Below are 21,339 nucleotides of genomic sequence, written 5' to 3'. Positions count from 1 at the left end.
CGGGCGATTGCAGTGCTAATGACCACACATAAAAAGAATCACAATTAGATACACTATCAACTTGCGTTAATACCAAGCTTTCCTAAAATTTAAGCATCCTGTCTAGCAAATGCATTGGCTGTCTTGGGGCCCCGGCTAAGGATCAAGTGTGAGTAACCGTAAGAGGAACTTAACTCACAAGGAACGTAACATATTGGTATTAAACCTCACGGATGAAGCGTGTCTTACAGATGAACATACCGATACTACACAATGGCATTTCAATCATGCAGGTACTCTTAGTGCGGCATATAAAGCCTTAGAGAGCGCTCCCTGTCAGATCGCCATCGCCATCATAGATCTCCCTCACCAGCAGGTGGTACTGCGCGCCATAGAACTTCTATCCGCGCGTCAACCCGGCTTACTCTGGCTGGCTATCTCCTTAGACAGCCCTAAAAACCTGGGGAACCTTTGCTTCTGCTTTACAGACTATTTCCTGGATTTTCATCACCTTCCCATTGATTGGCAGCGCCTCGATCACACCTTAGGGCACCTCTGTGGCATGGCCCAATTAAATGAGCAATGGAGTAAGGAGAAAACCACGCATCAACCAAGGTCCTTCTTCTTTGGTGAATCAAGCGTGATGCAGACCCTGCGCGATAATCTGTATAAGATCGCTAAGTCAGATGAAACCGTACTGATAGGCGGCGAAACCGGCACGGGTAAGGGTCTGTGCGCCAACTTGATCCATTCTCTATCGTCTCGCAAAAATGGCCCCTTTATCACGGTGAATTGCGGCGCCCTGCCCCCAACCCTCATTCATTCAGAGTTGTTCGGCCATGAGAAAGGCGCCTTCACCGGCGCCGACAGGCAATACATAGGTCGAATAGAGCGAGCTAACAAGGGCACCCTATTTTTAGATGAAATAGGCGATCTGTCACTCGAGTTACAGATCAATCTGCTGCAGTTTCTTGAAGAGCATTATATCGAACGTATCGGCGGCCAGAAGTCCACCGAGGTGGATTGTCGCATCATCTTCGCCACCCATGTCAATTTGGAAAACGCCGTCGAAGAGGGCAAATTCAGGGAAGATCTATTCTATCGAATCAATATCATACAAATAGAGCTACCCAGCTTAAGAGAACATAAGCAAGATATCCCTCTCTTGGCTCAAGATTACTTAACCAAACTCGCTCCACCCAATCGTCAATTTCAGTTTCACCAGGACGCGTTACATGCCATGACCAACTACCAGTGGCCAGGCAATGTGCGCGAACTTAAAAACCGCATTCAACGCGCCATCATCATGACCGAAAGCGACATCATCACCGAAGCCGACCTCGGCATTAAATTCGCTTGTTCGGCAAACGATGATCCCGATGTGGTCGATCTGGCTCAGCACAGAACCGAAATTGATACCGAACTTCTATTGGCCGCCATTAAGCGCAATAACCACAATATCTCGGCGGCGGCCCGTGAACTCAACATCTCACGAACGACTTTCTATCGCCTCATCAAGAAGTGCAAGATAACGCTATAGACAAGGTCAGTGGCACCAAACGAGGATCGACTTATGCCATCAACTCATTCGACAGTTATAGTCTGCCTATCTTTGCTGTTCTTTACTGCTGCCTGTCAGCAAAAAAATGACGACAAGTTAGAGAAGGAGCTCGCCTACCTGAAACAGGAGATGGGCCAATTAAAACAGCAAGTGGCCATCATGGGCAGCCAGGTGAAAGAGATACACACCATTGCCATGAAGAGTCAGGAACCGCAGCATAGAAGCCTACCAACGCAAATAAATCCGGGCGAAGATGGTAAGCTCCCGGCCTTAGGCGAAGCGACGGCACAGGTCGCCATCATAGAGTTTTCTGATTATCAATGTCCCTACTGCAAACGATACATGGACAACACCTTCACCAAGATCAAGAGCGACTATATCGACACCGGAAAGGTGAAATATATCGCCAGAGACTTCCCTTTAGGTTTTCACCCTAAGGCTAAAGGCGCCGCAGTCGCCGCCAACTGTAGCCTGCAACAGGACGCTTATTGGCCCATGCGTGAAGCCCTGTTTAAAAACATGAGGCAACTAGGGGACAAACTCTACCAAGATACGGCCACCCAGCTCTCGCTAGACATGACAAAATTCACCGCCTGCCTGGAAGATCAAGCCATCATGAGCAAGATAGAGCAGGATATTGGCTATGGCTCATCGATAGGCGTTCGTGGTACGCCAAGCTTCCTCATAGGTAAACTGGAAAACAATCGACTCATAGAGCCCAAGTTAGTGGTTGGAGCACAAAGTTATGATGCTTTTAAAGCCGTTATCGACGCCTTAGAAAAACCGACCCAGACCAATTAACGGAACTAACTCGACTAACTCAACTAACTTAACCCTTAATTAAGCTAACTAACTCAAATCTGGCGCCGTAAAGCACTTTATAAAGGCATTTATCTAGTATCACTTTGCGGCGTTTTACCTTCCTCATCCAGCACCATTTTTTCAACAACACCATAAGTTTGGCTATTCATTAAAATCTCATCTGTAGCAAGCGTCATGTCCAGGTTTCATTTGGACAACGCACAGTGTTACACATATGTAACACCCCACCTAATCCAATCGCCCCAAAATCAAAGTAATCCGCTATTTATCAAAAACTTATCTTTCTGGCCCAATGCTTGCTCTTATTAGGCCATCGATTTGGACGCTGCACCATGAGGCACCGTTTTATTCGCCATCAATGCAGCCACTAAAAGCGGCATACGCCGAAATAGTAGTAATAACCTAGCAACAACGAATAGGCACTTAGTCGAAATTGATCCCAATTTCAACGACGTAAAGTGATGAACTAACAAGACGTTTTATCCATATTAACTTGTTAATAAAGGTCAATATTATGAAACGATTTAAATCTAACCGGCTTGTCAGGGCGTTGGGTATCGTCCTCATAAGCGGCGCCAGCCTCTATGGCGCTACCATCACGACCGCTAACGCCTCCTTCTTCCCACAGAAGAAGGATCAGGCCTGTATGGCTGAGCAAGCGGGCTTTAACCTAAACTGTACCGCTAATGACGTTCGCGTCAGCAAAGTGGACAATATCCGTAACATAGACGGCAGTGGCGACAAGGTCGAATGTAACCTGGGTGAAGAAGTCACCTTTATCGCCGATGTAACCATTACCACCACGGCAAACGAACGTTACGACTACTCTGTCTACTTGCCCGAAGGTAACTGGAGTGCTCAAGACTCCAACCCCAACAATGAATGTTCCATCTTACTCGGTCGAACAGATGATCCAGGGGTGGATCTGGAAGAAGGTCTAGATGCCTGTGCCGATATCAGTAAAGCAGCCGGATACAGCCCAACCCACCTATATGCAGCTGAAGAGATCACTCTCTTCTGTCGCGACGATGATAATTCCGGTAAGGCGGAATTTAACTACTGTATGGCCTGGCATAACAAGACTGGCGAAGACTGTAGCGAAGATGATCCTGCGGCGCCCGGTACTCCATCTAAATGTCGCTGTGATTCTTTTGATATAGATGTATTTGTCAAACCTGAACCACCAGTTGTCACTAAAACTCTCAAAACTACGGATACTCATCCAGAACCTGGTGGAACATACGGTTTTGAGCTGAGTATTAAAAACCCCAATGACCCTGTCTATGGTTCATCACTGTTTATTACTAGTCTTTATGACTGGATAGATGAAGCCAATGACGGCAATTATGAGACTAAACTGAATCTTGCAACAAGTGGTGCACCAGCCCCAATGGCAGACGGCGTTTACCTTATCACCAGCAACTGTACTATCCCTATGGGTGGTTTAGAAATTCAACCTGGTGGAACATATACATGTCAGTTTACGGTACAAGTTAACGACAGAGATTTACCTGATAATACAAAACTAGCCTTATACAATGATGTCATTAAAGCACATGTTTTAGATAAAAATGACGACCCAGTAGTAGACGGTAATACCTGTGCTGCAGTCGGAGTTGATCAAGCAGATGGCGACCATTGTACCAACGAGCTACAGGTAAATGTTACTAACTTGCCTCCTAGTATTGAAGTTATAAAAACTGCTGATCCCGCAGAAGTATTGGAACCAGGCGATGATGTAACTTTCACCATTACAGTAAAAAATACTTCTAATACATGGGACTCACCTTTGACTCTTACAGCACTATCAGATTCTGTATATGGTGACCTGTTCAATAATGAATGTTCTGGCATGTTGACTCAAATCCCACAAAATGGAGAGGTAAGCTGTAGCTTTATGAAGTATATTAGTGGTAATGCTGGTGACAACCATATGAACACCGCTTATGCGACTGCTGTGGATGATGAGGCTGACGAAGCCACAGGTAACAATATGGCGAAAGTTGATATATTGGACGTTCCATCAATGATCACTTTGGTGAAATCAGCAGATCAGGCTACTGTATTTGAAACTGGCGATGATCCTACAGCATTTAGAAACGTTACATTTACTTTCCTGTTTACTAACACTTCAACCGTCGACTACGTGACATTTAACAAGCTGACAGACGTCCTACTTGATAGCAATGACAACCCAATTGGTATGGCTACAGATATTACCCTTGACTGTGATGTTAATGGTGTAAACCTATCCACTGGTATCGAGCTGGCTCCACAAGCATCTGCTAGCTGTGACATAGTGATGCCGTTGCAAGGTAACGCAGATGATGTCCACAAAAATTTGGCAACCATCTATGGTATTGACGATGATGGTAATATGCTTGACGCTGACGACCCTGAAGTAGTGACATTCCTACCCGCCAACCCGGCTGCAGACATGGCCTTTGCTACCAGCATGCTAGTGGTATTGGAACTACATAATGCAGGTCTAGAAAATGTCAATCTTACTGCGTTAACAGTGTTAGGCCAAAGTGTATTTGCCGAACCTAACCTTGCTGGTTTCCAAATACTCAATGAAGGTGGTACGTATGCAACTGAAGATTATGGCCCATGTAATGAAAATGCACTACTGGGTTATAATGGTTCGGTGTCACCTAGCGACACGTACAGTTGCGCTTTCACTATTGAGCTGAAACCTGGACTTGAAAATGCTATTGACATCAATTTCTTCGCTTCGTTAGCTAATGGTGTTACAGCAACCGTCACAGACGATGAAGGTACTAGTACTTCTAATTCTGTTTCAATTGCAGTACAGGTTGATGAACCTCCATTTAACTAAACTTTTGTGATGAGAAGTTTTGGAGATATAGTAAATGGCAAAATATAGGTAAAGTGAGACACTATACTATAAAAAAAACATTCACTTAGCTTGTTAATTAGTTCAAAAAGTAAAGCCAAGGGTATCCCCCTTGGCTTTTTATCATATGTATAGCTTACTTCTTACCGTTACCTTTGCCGCCAGTACCGCCGCCAGTACTGCCGCCGCTCTGACCTATGGTCACAGTCGCCGTCGCGGTTAGCTCACCGTCGCTAACGGTATAGCTAAAGCTATCGCTACCCTTAAAACGCTTACCCGGCGTATATTTTACGCTACCATCGGCCAGCAAGGTTACGCTACCTTTGCTACCTTGAGTCACGCTGACCACAGTTAAGGTATCACCTTCAGGGTCACTGTCATTGCTCAGCACCGCGATGATGACTGATGAACCGCTAGATACCGATGCACTGTCGTTTACCGCAACCGGTGCTGTATTTGCTTGCTGAGCCACCTTGTACTGTGCCTGTGCGCTTGCTTGATATTGGTTGTCGCTCTTGTCTGCCGCGCTAAAGCCCAGACCATAGGCACCTGCTGTCGCAGACTGCGCAGAGCTAACACTCACCACTACACTCGTACTTTGACCACTTGCCAGACTAACGCTCGCCCCGTTGGCGTTCCAGCCCTGAGGTACGGTTGCGCTGATCGCAAACACGGCATCGGCACAGCTGTCAGCATTCTGGTTTGTCACTGTCACTGTATAAGGAACGAGACTACCCGCATCATACTCGCCTGCGCCACCACTCACGCTAACACCTGGCTGAGCTAGAGTGCATTGCTTGGCAGGATCAAGAACCGTATAGCTGGCATTCGCACTGCTTTGTAGTCCCGCATTTTGACCATTGCTAGCAATCAGATTGAAATCAAATTGTCCATCGGCTGCGCTTAGGCTAGAAGTCACCTTTAGGCTGACGTTCTGGCTTTGGCCAGGAGCAAGATTCACCTTAGTCGCAGTTGCCGACCAACCCGCAGGCACATTGGCTACCAGATTAAAGTCGCTCGCATCGCAGCTATCACTGTCTAGGTTAGTCACTGTGCCTTGGTAAACCACGCCTGTACCAGGTGCAACCTCACCGCTGCTGTTGTTGGTCAGTACGAACTGAGGCGCTGCTAACACACACTGTGCAACTGGAGCCTGAACAACATAGCTAACCAGTCCAGTAGCCACTAGATTGCTATCTTGTGCATTGTGCGCGGTGACATCTAGGTCATAGAAACCGTCGTTGGCATCGCTGCTCGAAACGACGCTAAAGCTCACATTAGCTGTGGCGCCGGGTGCCAGACTTAGGCTTGCACTGCTGGCACTCCAATTAGCAGGTACCTGAACGCTAATACTAAACTGAGAATCACCGCACTCTAAGCTATCATTGTTGGTTACAGTTGCGCTGTAAGTAACGGCTGTACCTGGTGCAACCCAATCACTATATTGAGAAAGCGCAAGTGTAGGATTAGCCTGTACACATGTGCCACCTGAATAGGCCACGGTAACCTCAGCCCCAGAACTATCTGCTGATTCAGTGGTAATAGTAACACCTGCGTCACTATCGGTGTAACTGTAACCAGCATTTAGTGAAGCATCCTCAAGATCCTTAAAACTACTATTGGGAGTCATGTCGATTAACTGGCTGCTTTCAAGGTCTAAATCTTTGTTAACATGAAGCATAACTCCCTGAGTAATCGCTTTACCTTCTAAATATGCATCAAAACCGATTGGCTGACGATACTCTAAGTGGTACCACAAAGGTTCACCTGTCGTGGAATTGGTTCCACGACGAACTTTAATACCCTTGACAACACCAGAAACACTAGATTCAAGCGATTCTAACTGATATGTACCATCTTTATCTGCAATTAGAATCTCTCCGCGTTGTTCACTTAACCAACCGAGTCTTTCCTTGTTAAATACATTAAAATGCCCCTCTGACTTACCCATGACGTCGAAACTATCGCCATACTCCAACGAAATGCAAGAACCACTCACTAAACTTTCTGAACAGCTAAGAAATTTAGCGTGCTTGAGTCCCAGGTTATGACCCAGCTCGTGACCGATAGTCATCAGATTTAGCTCACCATTAATCCAAGCACGCGAAGGTGAACCACCCACTGTACCCTGACCACGCCAGCCACAGCTGCTGTTTTGAGGCATCATATAGACTAGGCGCTGATACTGGCTGACGTCGATACCGCTATCGCGGGCCGCCTGCTGCGCGTAGCTGTCCATGCCGAAATAGTCGCAAGTGCTGTTGATTGGCAGGGTTACATAACCTTTAACATCGCCACTTAACCAAGTTTGACCGTATGAGGCCTCGCGATAAAAATCATTGACCTTGCCAAATACCATCTGCTGTACTTCGGCCGTTGTCCAAGGCTGTTGAGGATTGTCTTGGAAATTAACCAGCAGTACTAAGGTGCGCTGTTCACCCGTGGTATTTGCAAGAGAAAGCGCAGCGCCGGTGCCCGAAGAGGAAACTGTGTTGCCATCGGTTAGAGCAAGCACTTCGAGATCGCCAATTAAGGCATCGCCAGCCTCATCGCCGCCAAATAGCCAACCTTCTACACGAACCTTTGCCCCGGGTTGTAATTGATTAGCCTGAGCTTTTGAACTACCCGAAGCCAAGAAAAATTTAACCAGACCAGTTTCGGTGCGCACCATGTACTGCAGACGATGTTCGCTGGCGTCACCAAAATCTTCATAGACCATTTCCAGCTCACCGCTGATCGCCTTTTGCTGGGCTAGTTTGGCCTGGATCTCAGCAGGCATGCCACGACGCTTTGCCATAGGCAATACAGAAGAGACGACGCTATGAGGATCGAGTGTTAGAAGAGCCTGCTGTTCTACTTGTCTAGCCGCCACCAGCGCTTCAAGTTGCTGGTAAAGCGCGGCGTCAGAGGCATGAGATGCACCATTAGACTTAGTGGCATCCAGGTATTGCGCTGCAACTGCTGAAAGTTGCAGTGTCTGAGTTTCAAGTTCCGCCTTATGAGTCAGACGCGCCTGTTGCTTGGCATCACGTTTAGCCTGGGCCGCCGCAGAGGTTTGTTCACCATGAGTGCCCGCATGTACAGGCATGATAGCCGACGCCGACAACAGGCCTGCGCCCAATAGGCCCAAACCAAAGGTTTTCAGGAAAGTAGAATCGGTACGCGCAGCTGCGCAATGAACTGAACTCATAGCTTGGACCTCTCAAAGTCAACATCACTTCGAAAGCTCCAAGTACAAGTACTAGGCTCTATCAACGCTCATTCGGTAACCCAGCCACCCTTTTGCTATGCAATTAGGGCCTGTGGCTTTGCGTACATTAATTACTTAATGCTTGCCGTTTCGAGAGTGCTTTCGAACTAAACCTCTAAGCTGCTACAGCCCAGAGAACACGGGCATTCTAGCAATTAATTTAAGCGAAGCTCAACCAAAAATTGATCATTTTTTAACCAATATTTAAAACCCTATGGAAATCAATACACAATGAGTGGATAAAATTCACCAAAACAGCGGTTGCTGGCGCAAAACTCGATGTCAGATCCACTAAATAGTCAAATCAACTACCATTCATGAAATTAATAGATAGAAATACCGCGATGTAACTTATGCAGCCATCAAGTGAAAGCGATAGCGTCGAAATGGCACAGAAATGACTGTATGAGATATGGCAAATAGGAGATAAATGGAAGATTAGAGGGTTTGTTTAAAGTGGCGCAGTAGCCAATAGACGGGGCGCAGATCTTTACCGCCGATAGATCTAAGCGGTGCGATTAGATAGTTTAGCCATTGCCATTTAGCCATCTCTTGCTTGGACGCCTGCCAGAGTGATTCTCCCCCCGCGGCGCGATAGGCTGCAATGACGGGCTCGGCGATCTCAGGATGGGGCCCTATGTAACGATACAGGCTGTGGATATAGACGAGGAGATCTCTGATCTGCTGCCTATGCATGTCACTGTCTTGCTGATTCGCCTCAAAATCGATAAAGGCAACATCTCCCTCTTCCCAGCAGATATCCCTAAGCGCAGGTCTGCCATGAGCCAAGCCTTTAAGATGCAGATGCGCTAACCCAGTGGCACTATCTTGCAATATCTTAAGCTTCTCGGCATCTGAGATATCGGCATTTAACCAACCATTGACGGGCATGCCCACATCGGCAACCACCAGAAAACCTTCGCCACTGGCAACCAGTTCTGGCACAGGCGCGCCTCGCTTGGCGAGTTGAGTGAGGGTTGAAATCTCGAGCTGCAACGCCGCTTGGGGCTGGGACTTTAGCCAACGCATGGCGCCGGTAAGGCGTTCTGACTGTTTAAGCCAATACTTGCGGCCTTGATGCTCGAAACTGACTATTCGTTCGCCCTGATTTTCGACAAGTAGTTTATCAATCACATGTTGAAGGCTAGAAACAGTCACACAAAGTACTCCGGTAAAAGTGAAAAGGGATTATGTGTGCAAGCTAAGACAAATGCAATCTTCGAGGACCTGAGCGGGGAAACTATGAGCGACAGCAACTTGGCTTGAAGATAAAAAAATGAAGATAAAAAGTGAAGATGAAACAGAAGACGTGCCGATCGGCACGTCTCTAGCTTGCCGCGCGATAAGCTACTACTTAAAGCAAAGCGCGACATTTAATAGAAAAAAAACGAGTTACGCTTCTTCGTTCCAAGGGGTTGCCTTGTTTTCAAGCAGTACAGGGATCCCTTCGTTAATGGCATAGGCCAAACGATCGGCCTTACAGATAAGCTGCTGATTAGCTTTGTCATATTCAAGCTTACCCTTACACACAGGGCAGGCAACTATCTCTAAAAGTTTCTTATCAAACGCCATGTTAATTTCCTTGTTGTACGTTTTCGCGCCGCTTTAGCAGCGTTAACAATTGCTGTTCAAATTCTGGTGCTATCTTGGCATCTACCGGCAAATACCACCAGTTAGACTTTGCAAATTCGCGACATTTAACCGCATCTTTCTCTGTCATTAGCACGCCCCGACCCGCCGCAACCGTCTCTATAGCCTCGAGACTGTAAGCCTGATGATCGTCAAAGGCATGTTGACCAATTGGATGAACCCCAATCTCGCTAAGGGTATCGAAGAATCGCTGCGGATTGCCTATGCCGGCGATAGCCACACTCTCATGACTCTTGTCCACATTAGCTGTAACGACCTCGCCATCAGCCACGCTGCGCCAATTGCCGGGCGCCAGCGCCATCTCAAACTCTTCAGGCCCGCCACACTCGCCATTGACTAAGGTAAAGTCGACGCAGCCTTGACGCCAGCGCCCTTCTCTCAATGGTCCGGCAGGCAACAGCAGACCATTGCCGAAGCGGCGCTTGCCATCGAGTACTAAGATCTCGATATCCCGTTCAAGGCGATAGTGCTGCAAACCATCGTCGCTGATGATCACATCCACCGCCTGCCAATCCATCAGGGCCTTACCCGCCGCCACGCGATCGCTACCTATCACCATAGGCACCTGGGTACGCGCCACTATCATGGTCGGTTCATCGCCTACTTCATTGGCTGGCATGCCAGCAATAACCCGCTTACAGCCGGAAAACTCGACGCCGTAGCCGCGGCTGATCACCCCAGGGCGATAGCCATTACGGCGAAGCAGTTCGATGAGATAGATAACCGTGGGGGTCTTGCCGCTGCCACCGACCGTGATGTTGCCCACCACAATCACAGGCACATCGAGCCGCGCGCTTGACTTAAGCCCCAAACGAAACAGCTGTCGCCTGAGACTCGTCAGCAGATAAAACAAGCCACTCAGGGGCAGAAGCAACAGTACAAGCAGCCAGTGAACACCGGCCTGCCTGTCATACCAGAGACGATTAACCAACGCCTGCATACTGCTTAACTACCAAACTGCATCTGGTACAGGTTGTAATAGATCCCCTGCTTAGCCAGTAGCTCGCTATGGGTGCCGCGCTCGACCACCTTGCCCTGATCCACCACCAAGATCTGGTTGGCATTTTCAACGGTCGACAGACGGTGAGCGATCACGATAGATGTGCGATTCTGTCTGAGGTTATCCAGACCCATCTGAATAGCCTTCTCCGACTCGGTATCCAGCGCCGAGGTCGCCTCATCGAGGATCAAGATAGGCGCATCGCGCAGTATCGCCCTGGCAATGGCGATACGCTGGCGCTGACCACCTGAGAGCATGACGCCGTTTTCGCCGACCTGGGTATAGATCCCCTCGGGCATGTTGCAGATAAACTCCCAGGCATTGGCGAGCTTAGCCGCATCGATGATCTGCTCCTCGGTGACCTCGCCCGGATAGGCATAGGCGATATTCGCGGCTATGGTATCGTTGATCAACGTCACCTGCTGTGACACCAATGCCACCTGACGGCGCAGCGCCGCCAGTTTGTAATCTCTCAGGCTCACATCATCCAAGCGAATATCACCGCTGTCGAGGTCCGAATAGAAGCGGGTGATCAGGCTGGCAATGGTCGACTTGCCCGAGCCACTGCGTCCCACCAGGGCCAAGGTTTCACCCGGATTAACCTGAAAATCCACCTCTTTTAACGCCAAGCCTTCCTGATTGTTGTAGCGGAAGTTGACCTTATCGAAGCTCAAGCGACCCTCGACTCTTTTGGTCTCGAAGGTGCCGTTATCCACCTCGGCCGGGGTATCTAACACGGCAAAGATGGTACTACAGGCGGCGATACCACGCTGAAACTCGGCGTTGACGCGGGTCAGACTCTTGATTGGCTGCAACATGGCGAGCATGGCCGCCAAGATAGTGGCGAAGGTACCCGCGGTGAGATCGGCGCGCATGCTCTCAAGGCTCGAGGCATAAAGCACGAAGGCCAGTGCCAGTGAGCCAATGACCATTACCAAAGGTTGACTGATCGCCTGGGCCAGAGCCAGCTTCATGGTGCGCGAACGGTTGTCGTCATTTACCTTAGCGAAACGTTGCGACTCGGCCTGTTGACCACCGAAGACCAACACGTTTTTATGGCCCTTGATCATCTGCTCGGTAACCGAGGTCACGCCGCCCATGGCGGTCTGGATCTGTTTAGAGACCTTGCGGAACTTACGGCTGACCACGGCAATCACCAAGCCGATAAGGGGCCCGACAATCAGGATACAGAGCGAGAGTTTCCAGGAGTTGTAGAACATCACCCCCAGCATGCCGATCACTGTGATGCCGTCACGCACTATGGTAATCAGCGCACTGCCCGATGCCCTGGCGATCTGCTCGGTATCGAAAGTCACCCGGGAGATCAAGTTACCGCTGCTTTCCGCATCGATATAGCTCACTGGCAATCTCAGGTAATGCTCAAACACCTGCTGACGCATATCCATGATCATGCGCGCACTGATATAAGAGATCCCATAGGTGGAGAGAAAGTTAGCCAGGCCCCTCAGGGTAAACAGGCCAATCACCACGAAAGGCGCGGTTTTGAGCACGTCGCTGTCGGAGTTAAAGCCGCCGCCCATGCCAAGGTCGACCCCTTCAACCAAGCCAGGCGTGGTCGGCACATTGCTGGCAAAACCTTGATCAATAAAAGGTTTAATTGAATAAATAAAGGTTGCGTCCACCAAGCCGTAAAGCACAAGGCCAAACACAGACAAAAATAACACCCCTTTGAGCGGGACAAGATAAGTGAGCAGTCTGAGAAAAACGCTGCCAACTTCACTTTTCGAAGAATTTGTCATTCAGGATTCTATCGTAGGTGCAAAAAAGCGTATTCTACTCTGGATTGCCAAACTCACCAAATTCAAAGCGTTGATTGTACCATAATGGCGCCAGATCCCGGCGATAACCTAGTACGGTAATGCCCTGCTCGTCCAGTTTTAAACTCAGCTGACCGTTATCGCCCGTGCTGTACTGAAGCGCCTTTTGGTCGCGAAAACGTCTCACCACCTCAGCCTTGGGAAAGCCGTAGCGATTGTTGAAACCGGCGGCGTAGAGCACGATACCGGGCGCGCTTTCCCGAATAAAAGCGCCGCTCGATGAGGTGTTACTGCCATGATGGGCCGCGATTAAGACAGTGCTACCAATCTCGGCGCTCTGGGTCAGGAGTGACTGCTCACCCTCACTCTCGATATCCCCAGGGATGAGCACACTTCGCCCGCCGTCGCTTATCCGCATGACACAGGAGCCATTATTGCCGGGCTGCGGCTCGCGCGGCCCCAAAAGCTCAAGGCTTAACCCCTGCCAGTTGAGGCGTTTAGGACGACAGTCGATGGCGCCAGGATAGCTGAGATCTGTCACCAGCTTCACTTTAGGGTAGCGACCTAACAGATAATCGGCGCCGCCGGCATGGTCGTTGTCACTATGGCTGAGCACCAGATAATCCAGCTCACCTATGCCGCGGTAGTGCAAGAAGGGCACTATGACCCTATCTGCATAACTAAAATGCTCACCAAACGCCGCGCCTGTGTCATAGATCAATGCCCGCCCCTGTTTCTCAACCACCAGGCTGAGCCCCTGCCCGACATCAAGCAGGTGCACCTGCCAGCTTTTAGGGTCCGTCAATCTCTGTGGTAAAAACCAGAGACACAGGGGCATGAACAACACAGGGATCATCCAGCGCCAGTTGCCTGAGGCGAGCCGCCAAAGGATAAGCCCGAGCAGCCCAAACACTAGGGCTGAGACCAGCTGCATCGAGGCTGGCAGCCAGTGAAGCGGCAGCTCCCCTAGCCAATCGTACGCGAGAGTCATGGGTGAAATGGCAAGATCCAAAAGATAAAGCGGCAGGCTAACGGACACGCCGAGATAAGTGCCGATTATCCAGGTTATCAGCGCCATAAAACTTAGGGGGATCACCACCAAACTAAACCAAGGCACGAAGATAAGGTTAAATATCAACGCGTAGGGCGCAAAACCGCCAAACAAGAGTCCTTGCAGCAAGCCAAGCGATAGACTCAAGCGCCACTGGATCTGCCACATCTGCTTAAGACGCCATTTCAGCCGTTGCCAGCTTGATAGACGCTCATCAGGCGCAGGCCATGATTGCGTAAACCAGAGAATGATGGCGAGCGCACCAAAAGAGAGCCAAAGCCCGGCACCGAGGATACTTAAAGGGTCCAACAGCAGTACAATGAAAAGTGCCCATACCAGCCGCTCGAAGGGCGATGCGTAACGGCGGATGAGACCAAGCAGGATCACCATCACCAACATGATGAGCGCCCGCTGGGTCGGCAGTCCAATTCCGGCGAGAAAGGCATAGAGACCACAGCAAATCAGCGCCACCAGGGCGATGGTCTGACGATTACCGAGTCCCAGACGGGGAGTGAGCCGCCCTAACAGATAGCCCCCCAGCCCCATCACGCAGATTGCCAGCACAGACAGATGCAGCCCAGAGATGGTCACCAGATGCCCTGTGCCGCTTTGCCTCAGGCCCTGCCAATGTGCATCGCTTATCTGCTGTTTATCGCCCAGCATGAGCGCCAGCATCAAATCGCCATTGGCCAGTGAGGCCAGATCTTGGCGCAACTTTGTCAGTAGCTTGGCCCGCATGCCCTGTGGTGGTGACAGGCGTTTGGCCGCAATGACTCTGCCCTTGCCTATGATGTGCTTCGAGAGCAGATAGGCCTGCTGATTAAATCCGCCTTGGTTGAGCACACTGGTGATGGGCTTTGGGGCAAGGGTGAATTGCCACACCTCACCTATGGCGACTTTTTGTTCGCTTTGCCAACGTAAGCGTAAATATTTGTCAGGAAAATGAAAGGGATGGTCCGTTAAAATACGAATATCGGCATTTATCCAGTCGCCGTTTCGATAAACTAGTGATATGATTTCGCCCCTTACTGATGGCGGCTCGCTCGATTTATCAGGCGTAAAAACCAAAAGTTGGTGGCAAAATAGACTCATCCAAGCTATAGCCAGAAGGCTACCGGCCAATAATTTTGACCTTTTCAGCATGATGACGGCGATAACCAAGACGGCACATGCAAGGGAAAAGGTTGGCAAGGCAGGCCAGAGCAGCGCGGAGATGAGCGTGGCACAATAGCCAAACATGAATCGATTCATAATGAATAATTTAAGACTGCAACACTAAGCTATGCCAAAAAAATTCATTCAACGATATATGCCCAAGCCTGAGACACTGCAGAATCATAAGCACCTGCAGATGTTCGGTAAGCTGCTGCACAAGCCTAACCTCTGGGCCCTGAATCGACGCTCCGCTCCCCTCGCCTTTGCGGTCGGCCTGTTTGTCGCCTGGATCCCCATGCCATTTCAGATGGTATTAGCCGCAGCGCTGGCGATCCTGTTCAACTGTAACTTACCTGTCGCCGTCGCCTTGGTGTGGGTCACCAACCCTGTCACCATGCCCTTTATGTTCTACGCCGCCTACCTCTTTGGCGCCAAACTGCTCAACCACCCTCCCCAAGAATTTGCCTTCGAAGCCAGCTGGCAATGGATCGAGGCCTCACTCTTCACCATAGGCCCGCCTTTCTTGCTCGGCTGTCTGGTGTTTGGGATCATCTTTTCCACCGTGGGTTACTTTGTCGTCCACAACCTGTGGAAGTACTCTATCCTGTTCAAGTGGAAAAATCGCACCAAGTAGCGAACACCTGCCCACCGCCTGCCGCCTTTGATCTGATCACAAGACCCAATGGATCTTGCTATCAAGCATTAAGCTGTGCCTGGCACTCAAACTTCGCCGGGCTGTGATACCAATAAGCTTTTGTTAACCAAATCATCGCGCTATTTTCGCCGATCACACCACGCATTGCGCCTACTGCAGCATGAGCTGCTGCAATTGCCACTTCGCATCTAAGAGAAACTTAAGATAGAATAAACAAATTGATCACAAAGCTGACGCTTTGTATCTATCTGAATGACATGCCTTGGATGAAGTCGCTCGTTAGAATAATCACAAAAAATGCAGGAAGGCCATGCACTTATATTCAAATAGAAAACATGTTGCGATCTTCGCACTGCTCTCCTGCTTGTTTCTGCTCGCCTCTGTGATCACCATCAGTGCGCTAACAAAATACTTTGTCGACAATGAGATCCAGCAAGAAGAGGAAAATCTGCGCAAGAACCTGGCGCTGATCCGCTTTAACTTCGAGGCCACCATCTACAAAGACACCTATCTGGCCGATAGCCTGGCCACTGTGGTGACCATAGATCCCGAATTTGCCATGAAAAACTGGCATGTGATCGCCGCTAAGTTACTCGACAAGGCGCAGTACGTGCGCAACGTCGCCATCGCGCCAAACAATGTTATCTCCTTAGTCTATCCCCTCAAAGGCAACGAAGCGGCAGTTGGATTCGACTTTCGCACCCAGCCAAACCAGCTAAAGACAGTGTTACTGGCCAAGGAGCAGCAGTCGGTGTATATCGCCGGCCCGGTAAATCTGGTCCAGGGTGGCTTGGGACTCATCGCACGCTACCCTATCTTCGCCGACTACCCTAAAAACACCCATTACTGGGGCGGGGTGAGCGTAGTGATGAACTATAACCAGTTACTCCATGACACAGGGATCACCCAGTTTCAGGGCGGCGATATCGCCATCAAGAAACAGATCACCGCCAACGAACCCGAACAGGTTTTCTACGGTGATGCCAGCATCTTCGACAATGCCGATGTGATCTACCCCATCAAGTTACCCAGTGCCACCTGGAATATGGCAGCAAGGTTTCATATCGAGAATCTCGAACGCATCGGCCAGCTGCGCCTGGGCATAGGCGGTATAGGTACGATTGCGGCCTTTACCTTGTATATGCTGATGCTACTCCTGTTTCGCAACTATCAGCACACCCACAGGGCGGCGCTGCACGATGAATTGACCCACCTACCTAATCGGCGCTTCATCATCAACGAACTCGACCGTCTGATGAACAAACCAAATCAGCCCCCTTTTACTCTGCTCAACATAGATCTCAACGACTTTAAAGGGGTTAACGACGAGCTGGGGCATGAGGCGGGCGATGAACTGCTAAAATATATCGCCAATCGTCTGGTCACTGAGGTTGGCATTAAGGGCTCGGTTGCTCGATTTGGCGGTGATGAATTTCTGATCTTGCTCTATGAGCTTACCGACATGCAGGAAATCGAGGAGATCATGGCGCATATCACCCAGGCGATAGAATCCCAGCCCTTTAGCTGGCAGTCACAACAACTGACGCCCTCACTCAGCATAGGCTATGCAATCTATGATGGTCAGAATGCCGACATCAAAGAGTTACTCTCAGATGCCGACAAGCGGATGTATCAACAAAAACGCGCCTACCGGGAAAGTCGCTAAAGACCCATCTCAATTTACGACCTAGTCTTATCGCCCAGCCAACGCCTCGGCGGGATGGATACGACTCGCCTTCCAGGCAGGGTATAGAGTAGCCAATAGGCTCATCACCAGGGCCAGAGACACCACCAGCGCCACATCCAGCAGATGAAACTGTGAGGGCAAGAAGTCGATGAAATAGACATCGGCCGATAAGAGCTGCACGCCAAACAGCTGCTCGATACCGCTGGCGATAGAACTTAGATTCAGCGCAAGGGTGATCCCCAGCCCCGCACCAATCAAGCAACCCAACAGGCCATTTAGCGCGCCCTGCACCACGAAGATCCCCATGATGGTGGCCTTGGCCATCCCCATGGTCAGCAAGATGGCGATCTCCGACTGTTTGTCACGTACCGCCATCACTAGGGTCGAGACGATATTGAAACAGGCCACGGCGATCACCAGCGCCAGCACTAGGTACATCACGGCGCGCACCAGCTGAATATCCTGATAAAGGTGGCCTTGGGTGCGGGTCCAATCGGAAAGGTACATATATTGCGACTGGCTGTAGCCCAAGGTGCGGATCAGCTGCGGCGCGGCAAAGACATCATCTACCTTGATACGGATCCCGCTCACGCCGTCCCCCAGCCCCAACAGCTCGGCGCCATAATCCAGCGAGATGTAGGCTGTAGTCAGATCTAGCTCGCCGCCAAGCGCAAAAATTCCCGCCACCTTAAACTGATGGCTCTTGGCCGAGCCAAGGCCGCGTCCCGTTGACTGACTGGCAAGGTTTGGCGTATAGAGGCTCAGGGTGTTACCCAGCGACAGCCCCAGCGCATCGGCCAGCCCCTTACCCAGGACAATATTGTTTTCTTTGCTGGCCAGTGCCTGCCAGGCCGTATCCGGCATGAAATCACGGATGTTGGAAACTTTTGCTTCTAATTCCGGCGTGATACCGATAACCGTTAGCCCCTGAAAACCACCGGGTTTCTGGATCAGGCCCTGAATACGCACAAAGGGTGCGCTGGCAACAATACCGGGGATCTTCTTGGCATCCTCGGCAATTTTAGGCCAGTCATGCAAAGGCTCATTCACCCCAGTCAGCTCACCATGGGGCACGACCCCCAGCAGGCGCTGCTCGAGCTCCTTCTCGAAGCCGTTCATGGCCGACAGCACAGTGATCAACACGGCGACCCCCAGGGCGATGCCCGCGGTAGAGGCAAAGGAGATGAAGCTGATGAAACGATTGGACTGACGCGCCATGTAAAAGCGCCAGCCTACCCAAAAGGCGAGTCTCTCTCTCATGCCATCTCCCAGGCGCTTAACTGACCATCTTGCATCTTCAGCTGTCTGTCCATGCGCGCGGCAAGCTTAGGATCATGGGTCACCACCACAAAGGCCGTGCCCAGCTGGCTACCCAGCTCTCGGATAAGCTCATAGACGGTATCGCCGCTGGCGGCGTCCAGGTTGCCCGTAGGCTCATCGGCCAACACCAACTTAGGACGATTGATCAGCGCCCTGGCTATCGCCGTACGTTGACGCTCACCACCAGACATCTCCGCCGGGGTATGATGTAGTCGGTGGCTAAGACCGACGCGGCTGAGCAGCTCTTTGGCCTCCTGCTCGACTTCCTGACGCGGGCGCTTCTGGATAAGCCCAGGCATGGCCACATTCTCAAGGGCGGTAAACTCGGGCAACAGATGATGGAACTGATAGATAAATCCCAGCTCCTGGTTGCGGATCGCCGCCTGACGCGATGGAGAAAGCTGGTAAAGATCTTCCCCGTCGAACATCACCTGACCGCTGCTGGGTTTGTCCAGCGTGCCCATGATGTGCAGCAAGGTACTCTTACCCGAGCCCGAACTGCCGATGATAGCCACCTGCTCGCCCTTGGCGATACTGAGACTAACGCCGCTCAGCACCTGAGTATCTATACTCCCCTCGTGGTAGCGTTTGCTGACGTTACTGACTTGAAGTAACAAAGAGTTGTCCTGTTGAGTCATAGATTATTCATACCTTAAAGCTGTGGCAGGTTGCACGCTTGCCGCCCGTAGTGCGGGATAAACGGTCGCTAAAAATGTGATAGCCAGGGTGCCTACAACGATCAGGGACAACTGGCCCCACTCGAGCTGCACCGGCAGACGTTGCCCCGCCCCAAGCACATGAATGCCGAGCATCGAGAAGAGTGTATTGATGTTCAATGTGGCCAGCACGCCGATAGCCAGACCGCCCACCAAGCCTAAGACGGCATTGAGTGAGCCCTGGATCATAAAGATCCCCATGATGCTCCCCGTGGTCAGGCCTTGGGTCTTGAGCACGGCAACGTCTGTGGTCTTATCCACCACCATCATCACCAGCGCTGATACTATGTTAAAGGCGGCCACGGCGATGATCAGGCTGAGCATCAACGACATCATGTTCTTCTCCATCTTTACCGCAGAGAAGAGATGACCATAGTTTTCGCGCCAATCACTGGTGGTCACACTGTCGCCCGCCGCCTCAAACGCGGCTTCAACCTTAGATGCCAACTTGCTCGCCTTGAAGGGATCGGCCAGATAAAGACGCAGCGACTTGATCTCATTGGGGGACTTGCGCATCAGACGCAGTGCATCCTCGTGATGCACGTAAGCCAGGCTCGCATCCACCTGAGAGCCCATCTCAAACACCCCGGCTACGATAAACTTACGCTGACTCGGCACAGGCCCCAGCGGCGAATAAACCACCCCATCGCCACTGAGTACACGTATCTTATCGCCGGGCTTCACATCCAGACGACGCGCCAACTCGGCGCCAATGATGATGCGGTATTTGCCCGCCTCGAGACTGTCGAGGGAGCCATTGAAGTGTCGGTTCAGACGGGCCAGATTGTCTTTTTCAAGCTCAGGATAGATGCCATAAACCTGCACTGCGCTGATGTTGCTCGGCGCCTGTAACATGGCCTGGGTGGCCACGCTCGGACTCACCGCCAGGATCTGCTTCCCATCGATTAAGGTATTGGCGACATCTTGCCAGTTGCCAAGGTGTTGCTCGCTGTGCACCGTCAGCTGCGGCACTGCGCCAAGAATACGCTGCTTGAGCTGCCCCTCGAGACCATTCATCACAGAACTGACGATGATCAGGGCCGCCACCCCCAGCAAGATCCCCGACACGGCAAACAGGGTAATAAATGAGGCAAATGGATTGGCCTTACGTGCTCGCCAATACCGATAACCTATGGTCCAAGATAACGCTAAATTCATTTTTGGCAGGGTCTCTTTGCGTCAGAGCCTTGATAAATCATTAAGATGGGCACGATAATAGGGGGAATAGCACCTTAAAAACAAGAGGCAATCCGTTGAACAGCCAATCAAACTCCTATTTTAGCGTCGCGCATGGGTTCGCCGCTTACCTATCGCCCTGGCCTAAGGAGCAGCCGCTGCCCAACGACTATGAGCTAAGAGGTATGCTACCGCTCGGCATGCAGCTTATCAGCCAAGTCAAGGCGATGGAAGCCGACTGTCTACTCCAGCTCAGGCACCTTGATGATGAAGCCCGCACCGTAGTCGATTACCTTAAGCTACAGTCTCGCAAGATAGACCTGGTGCTGCAGCATGTGCTCGAGCAACAGCCCCACGAGGGCGAGCGCTGCAGCGGCCTGCATTTTGGCGGTAGCGGCATACATCTCCTAAGCCCCACAAAATTGGTGCCCGGCGAGCGCTACCGCATCACACTGCATATCAGGGAGGCGCTTATCGCCATCCTCTGCATCGGTGAGTGCACCCGCTGTGACGATGAAGCCTCTGAAGGTGGTTTCGACTGCGAACTCAGCTTTATTCAAATTCTCGATGAGGATGTCGAGCAACTGGTCAAAGCCAGCCTGAATATTCAACAAAAACAATTACAACAACGCAAAAAACAGCAACAAGACCCGAGTTAGTTTTCACTGGCACTGACGGGGCT

Annotated in this window: 15 protein-coding genes and 1 riboswitch; of the genes, 6 read left to right on the top strand and 9 right to left on the bottom strand. The window is 50.7% G+C overall.

The window, feature by feature from the left end:
* The first annotated feature begins 148 nt into the window (after positions 1-148).
* The 3 genes from K0I63_RS08425 (at position 149) to K0I63_RS08415 (ending at position 5,201) form a co-directional block, all read left to right on the top strand.
* Positions 149-1,519: a sigma-54 dependent transcriptional regulator gene (locus tag K0I63_RS08425; protein ID WP_220080540.1), complete on the top strand. Its 1,371-nt coding sequence runs from the start codon at positions 149-151 to the stop codon at positions 1,517-1,519.
* 33 nt (positions 1,520-1,552) lie between these two features.
* Positions 1,553-2,341: a DsbA family protein gene (locus tag K0I63_RS08420; protein WP_220083127.1), complete on the top strand. Its 789-nt coding sequence runs from the start codon at positions 1,553-1,555 to the stop codon at positions 2,339-2,341.
* Positions 2,342-2,876: 535 nt separating this feature from the next.
* Positions 2,877-5,201: a COG1361 family protein gene (locus tag K0I63_RS08415; protein ID WP_220083126.1), complete on the top strand. Its 2,325-nt coding sequence runs from the start codon at positions 2,877-2,879 to the stop codon at positions 5,199-5,201.
* 154 nt (positions 5,202-5,355) lie between these two features.
* On the opposite strand, the gene K0I63_RS08410 is transcribed toward K0I63_RS08415, so the two are convergent.
* From K0I63_RS08410 to K0I63_RS08385, 6 genes are all read right to left on the bottom strand, one after another.
* Positions 5,356-8,409 carry an Ig-like domain-containing protein gene (locus K0I63_RS08410; RefSeq protein ID WP_220083125.1) on the bottom strand — a complete coding sequence of 1,018 codons (3,054 nt, stop codon included), beginning with the start codon at positions 8,407-8,409 and terminating at the stop codon, positions 5,356-5,358.
* Between the two features lie 71 nt (positions 8,410-8,480).
* A riboswitch (cyclic di-GMP riboswitch) is annotated at positions 8,481-8,566 on the bottom strand.
* A gap of 341 nt (positions 8,567-8,907) precedes the next feature.
* Positions 8,908-9,627 (bottom strand): BUD32 family EKC/KEOPS complex subunit, encoded by a 720-nt coding sequence (locus K0I63_RS08405; RefSeq protein ID WP_220073678.1) that lies wholly within the window; start codon positions 9,625-9,627, stop codon positions 8,908-8,910.
* Positions 9,628-9,861: 234 nt separating this feature from the next.
* On the bottom strand, positions 9,862-10,041 hold the full coding sequence (locus tag K0I63_RS08400; protein ID WP_011865439.1) for a Trm112 family protein: 180 nt from the start codon (positions 10,039-10,041) through the stop codon (positions 9,862-9,864).
* A gap of 1 nt (position 10,042) precedes the next feature.
* On the bottom strand, positions 10,043-11,059 hold the full coding sequence (lpxK, locus tag K0I63_RS08395; RefSeq protein WP_220083124.1) for a tetraacyldisaccharide 4'-kinase: 1,017 nt from the start codon (positions 11,057-11,059) through the stop codon (positions 10,043-10,045).
* A 5-nt stretch (positions 11,060-11,064) separates the two neighbouring features.
* Positions 11,065-12,879, bottom strand: coding sequence for a lipid A export permease/ATP-binding protein MsbA (gene msbA, locus K0I63_RS08390; RefSeq protein ID WP_220083123.1), 1,815 nt, complete (start codon positions 12,877-12,879; stop codon positions 11,065-11,067).
* Positions 12,880-12,913: 34 nt separating this feature from the next.
* Positions 12,914-15,187, bottom strand: coding sequence for a DNA internalization-related competence protein ComEC/Rec2 (locus K0I63_RS08385; RefSeq protein ID WP_258406973.1), 2,274 nt, complete (start codon positions 15,185-15,187; stop codon positions 12,914-12,916).
* A gap of 43 nt (positions 15,188-15,230) precedes the next feature.
* On the opposite strand from K0I63_RS08385, the gene K0I63_RS08380 reads away from it, so the two are divergent.
* A complete protein-coding gene (locus tag K0I63_RS08380; RefSeq protein ID WP_220083121.1) occupies positions 15,231-15,737 on the top strand; it encodes a DUF2062 domain-containing protein in 507 nt (168 codons plus the stop codon).
* Between the two features lie 331 nt (positions 15,738-16,068).
* Positions 16,069-17,424: a diguanylate cyclase domain-containing protein gene (locus K0I63_RS08375; protein ID WP_220083120.1), complete on the top strand. Its 1,356-nt coding sequence runs from the start codon at positions 16,069-16,071 to the stop codon at positions 17,422-17,424.
* Between the two features lie 27 nt (positions 17,425-17,451).
* Here the strand turns inward: K0I63_RS08375 and lolE are convergent, their stop codons facing one another.
* The 3 genes from lolE to K0I63_RS08360 are packed head-to-tail and all read right to left on the bottom strand — an operon-like array spanning position 17,452 to position 20,639.
* Positions 17,452-18,705: a lipoprotein-releasing ABC transporter permease subunit LolE gene (lolE, locus tag K0I63_RS08370; RefSeq protein ID WP_220083119.1), complete on the bottom strand. Its 1,254-nt coding sequence runs from the start codon at positions 18,703-18,705 to the stop codon at positions 17,452-17,454.
* On the bottom strand, positions 18,702-19,403 hold the full coding sequence (gene lolD / locus K0I63_RS08365) for a lipoprotein-releasing ABC transporter ATP-binding protein LolD (RefSeq protein WP_220083118.1): 702 nt from the start codon (positions 19,401-19,403) through the stop codon (positions 18,702-18,704). Before lolD ends, lolE begins: the two co-directional genes overlap by 4 nt.
* 3 nt (positions 19,404-19,406) lie before the next feature.
* On the bottom strand, positions 19,407-20,639 hold the full coding sequence (locus K0I63_RS08360) for a lipoprotein-releasing ABC transporter permease subunit (RefSeq protein WP_220083117.1): 1,233 nt from the start codon (positions 20,637-20,639) through the stop codon (positions 19,407-19,409).
* 95 nt (positions 20,640-20,734) lie between these two features.
* On the opposite strand from K0I63_RS08360, the gene K0I63_RS08355 reads away from it, so the two are divergent.
* Positions 20,735-21,316, top strand: a complete 582-nt coding sequence (locus K0I63_RS08355) for a hypothetical protein (protein ID WP_220080529.1) — start codon at positions 20,735-20,737, stop codon at positions 21,314-21,316.
* The last annotated feature ends 23 nt before the right edge of the window (positions 21,317-21,339 follow it).

It is taken from the genome of Shewanella rhizosphaerae, assembly GCF_019457655.1.
GTDB classification, from domain to species: Bacteria; Pseudomonadota; Gammaproteobacteria; order Enterobacterales; family Shewanellaceae; genus Shewanella; species Shewanella loihica.
Note: the sequence above shows the minus strand (reverse complement) of the source record. Positions and strands in the feature narration are given on the sequence as shown.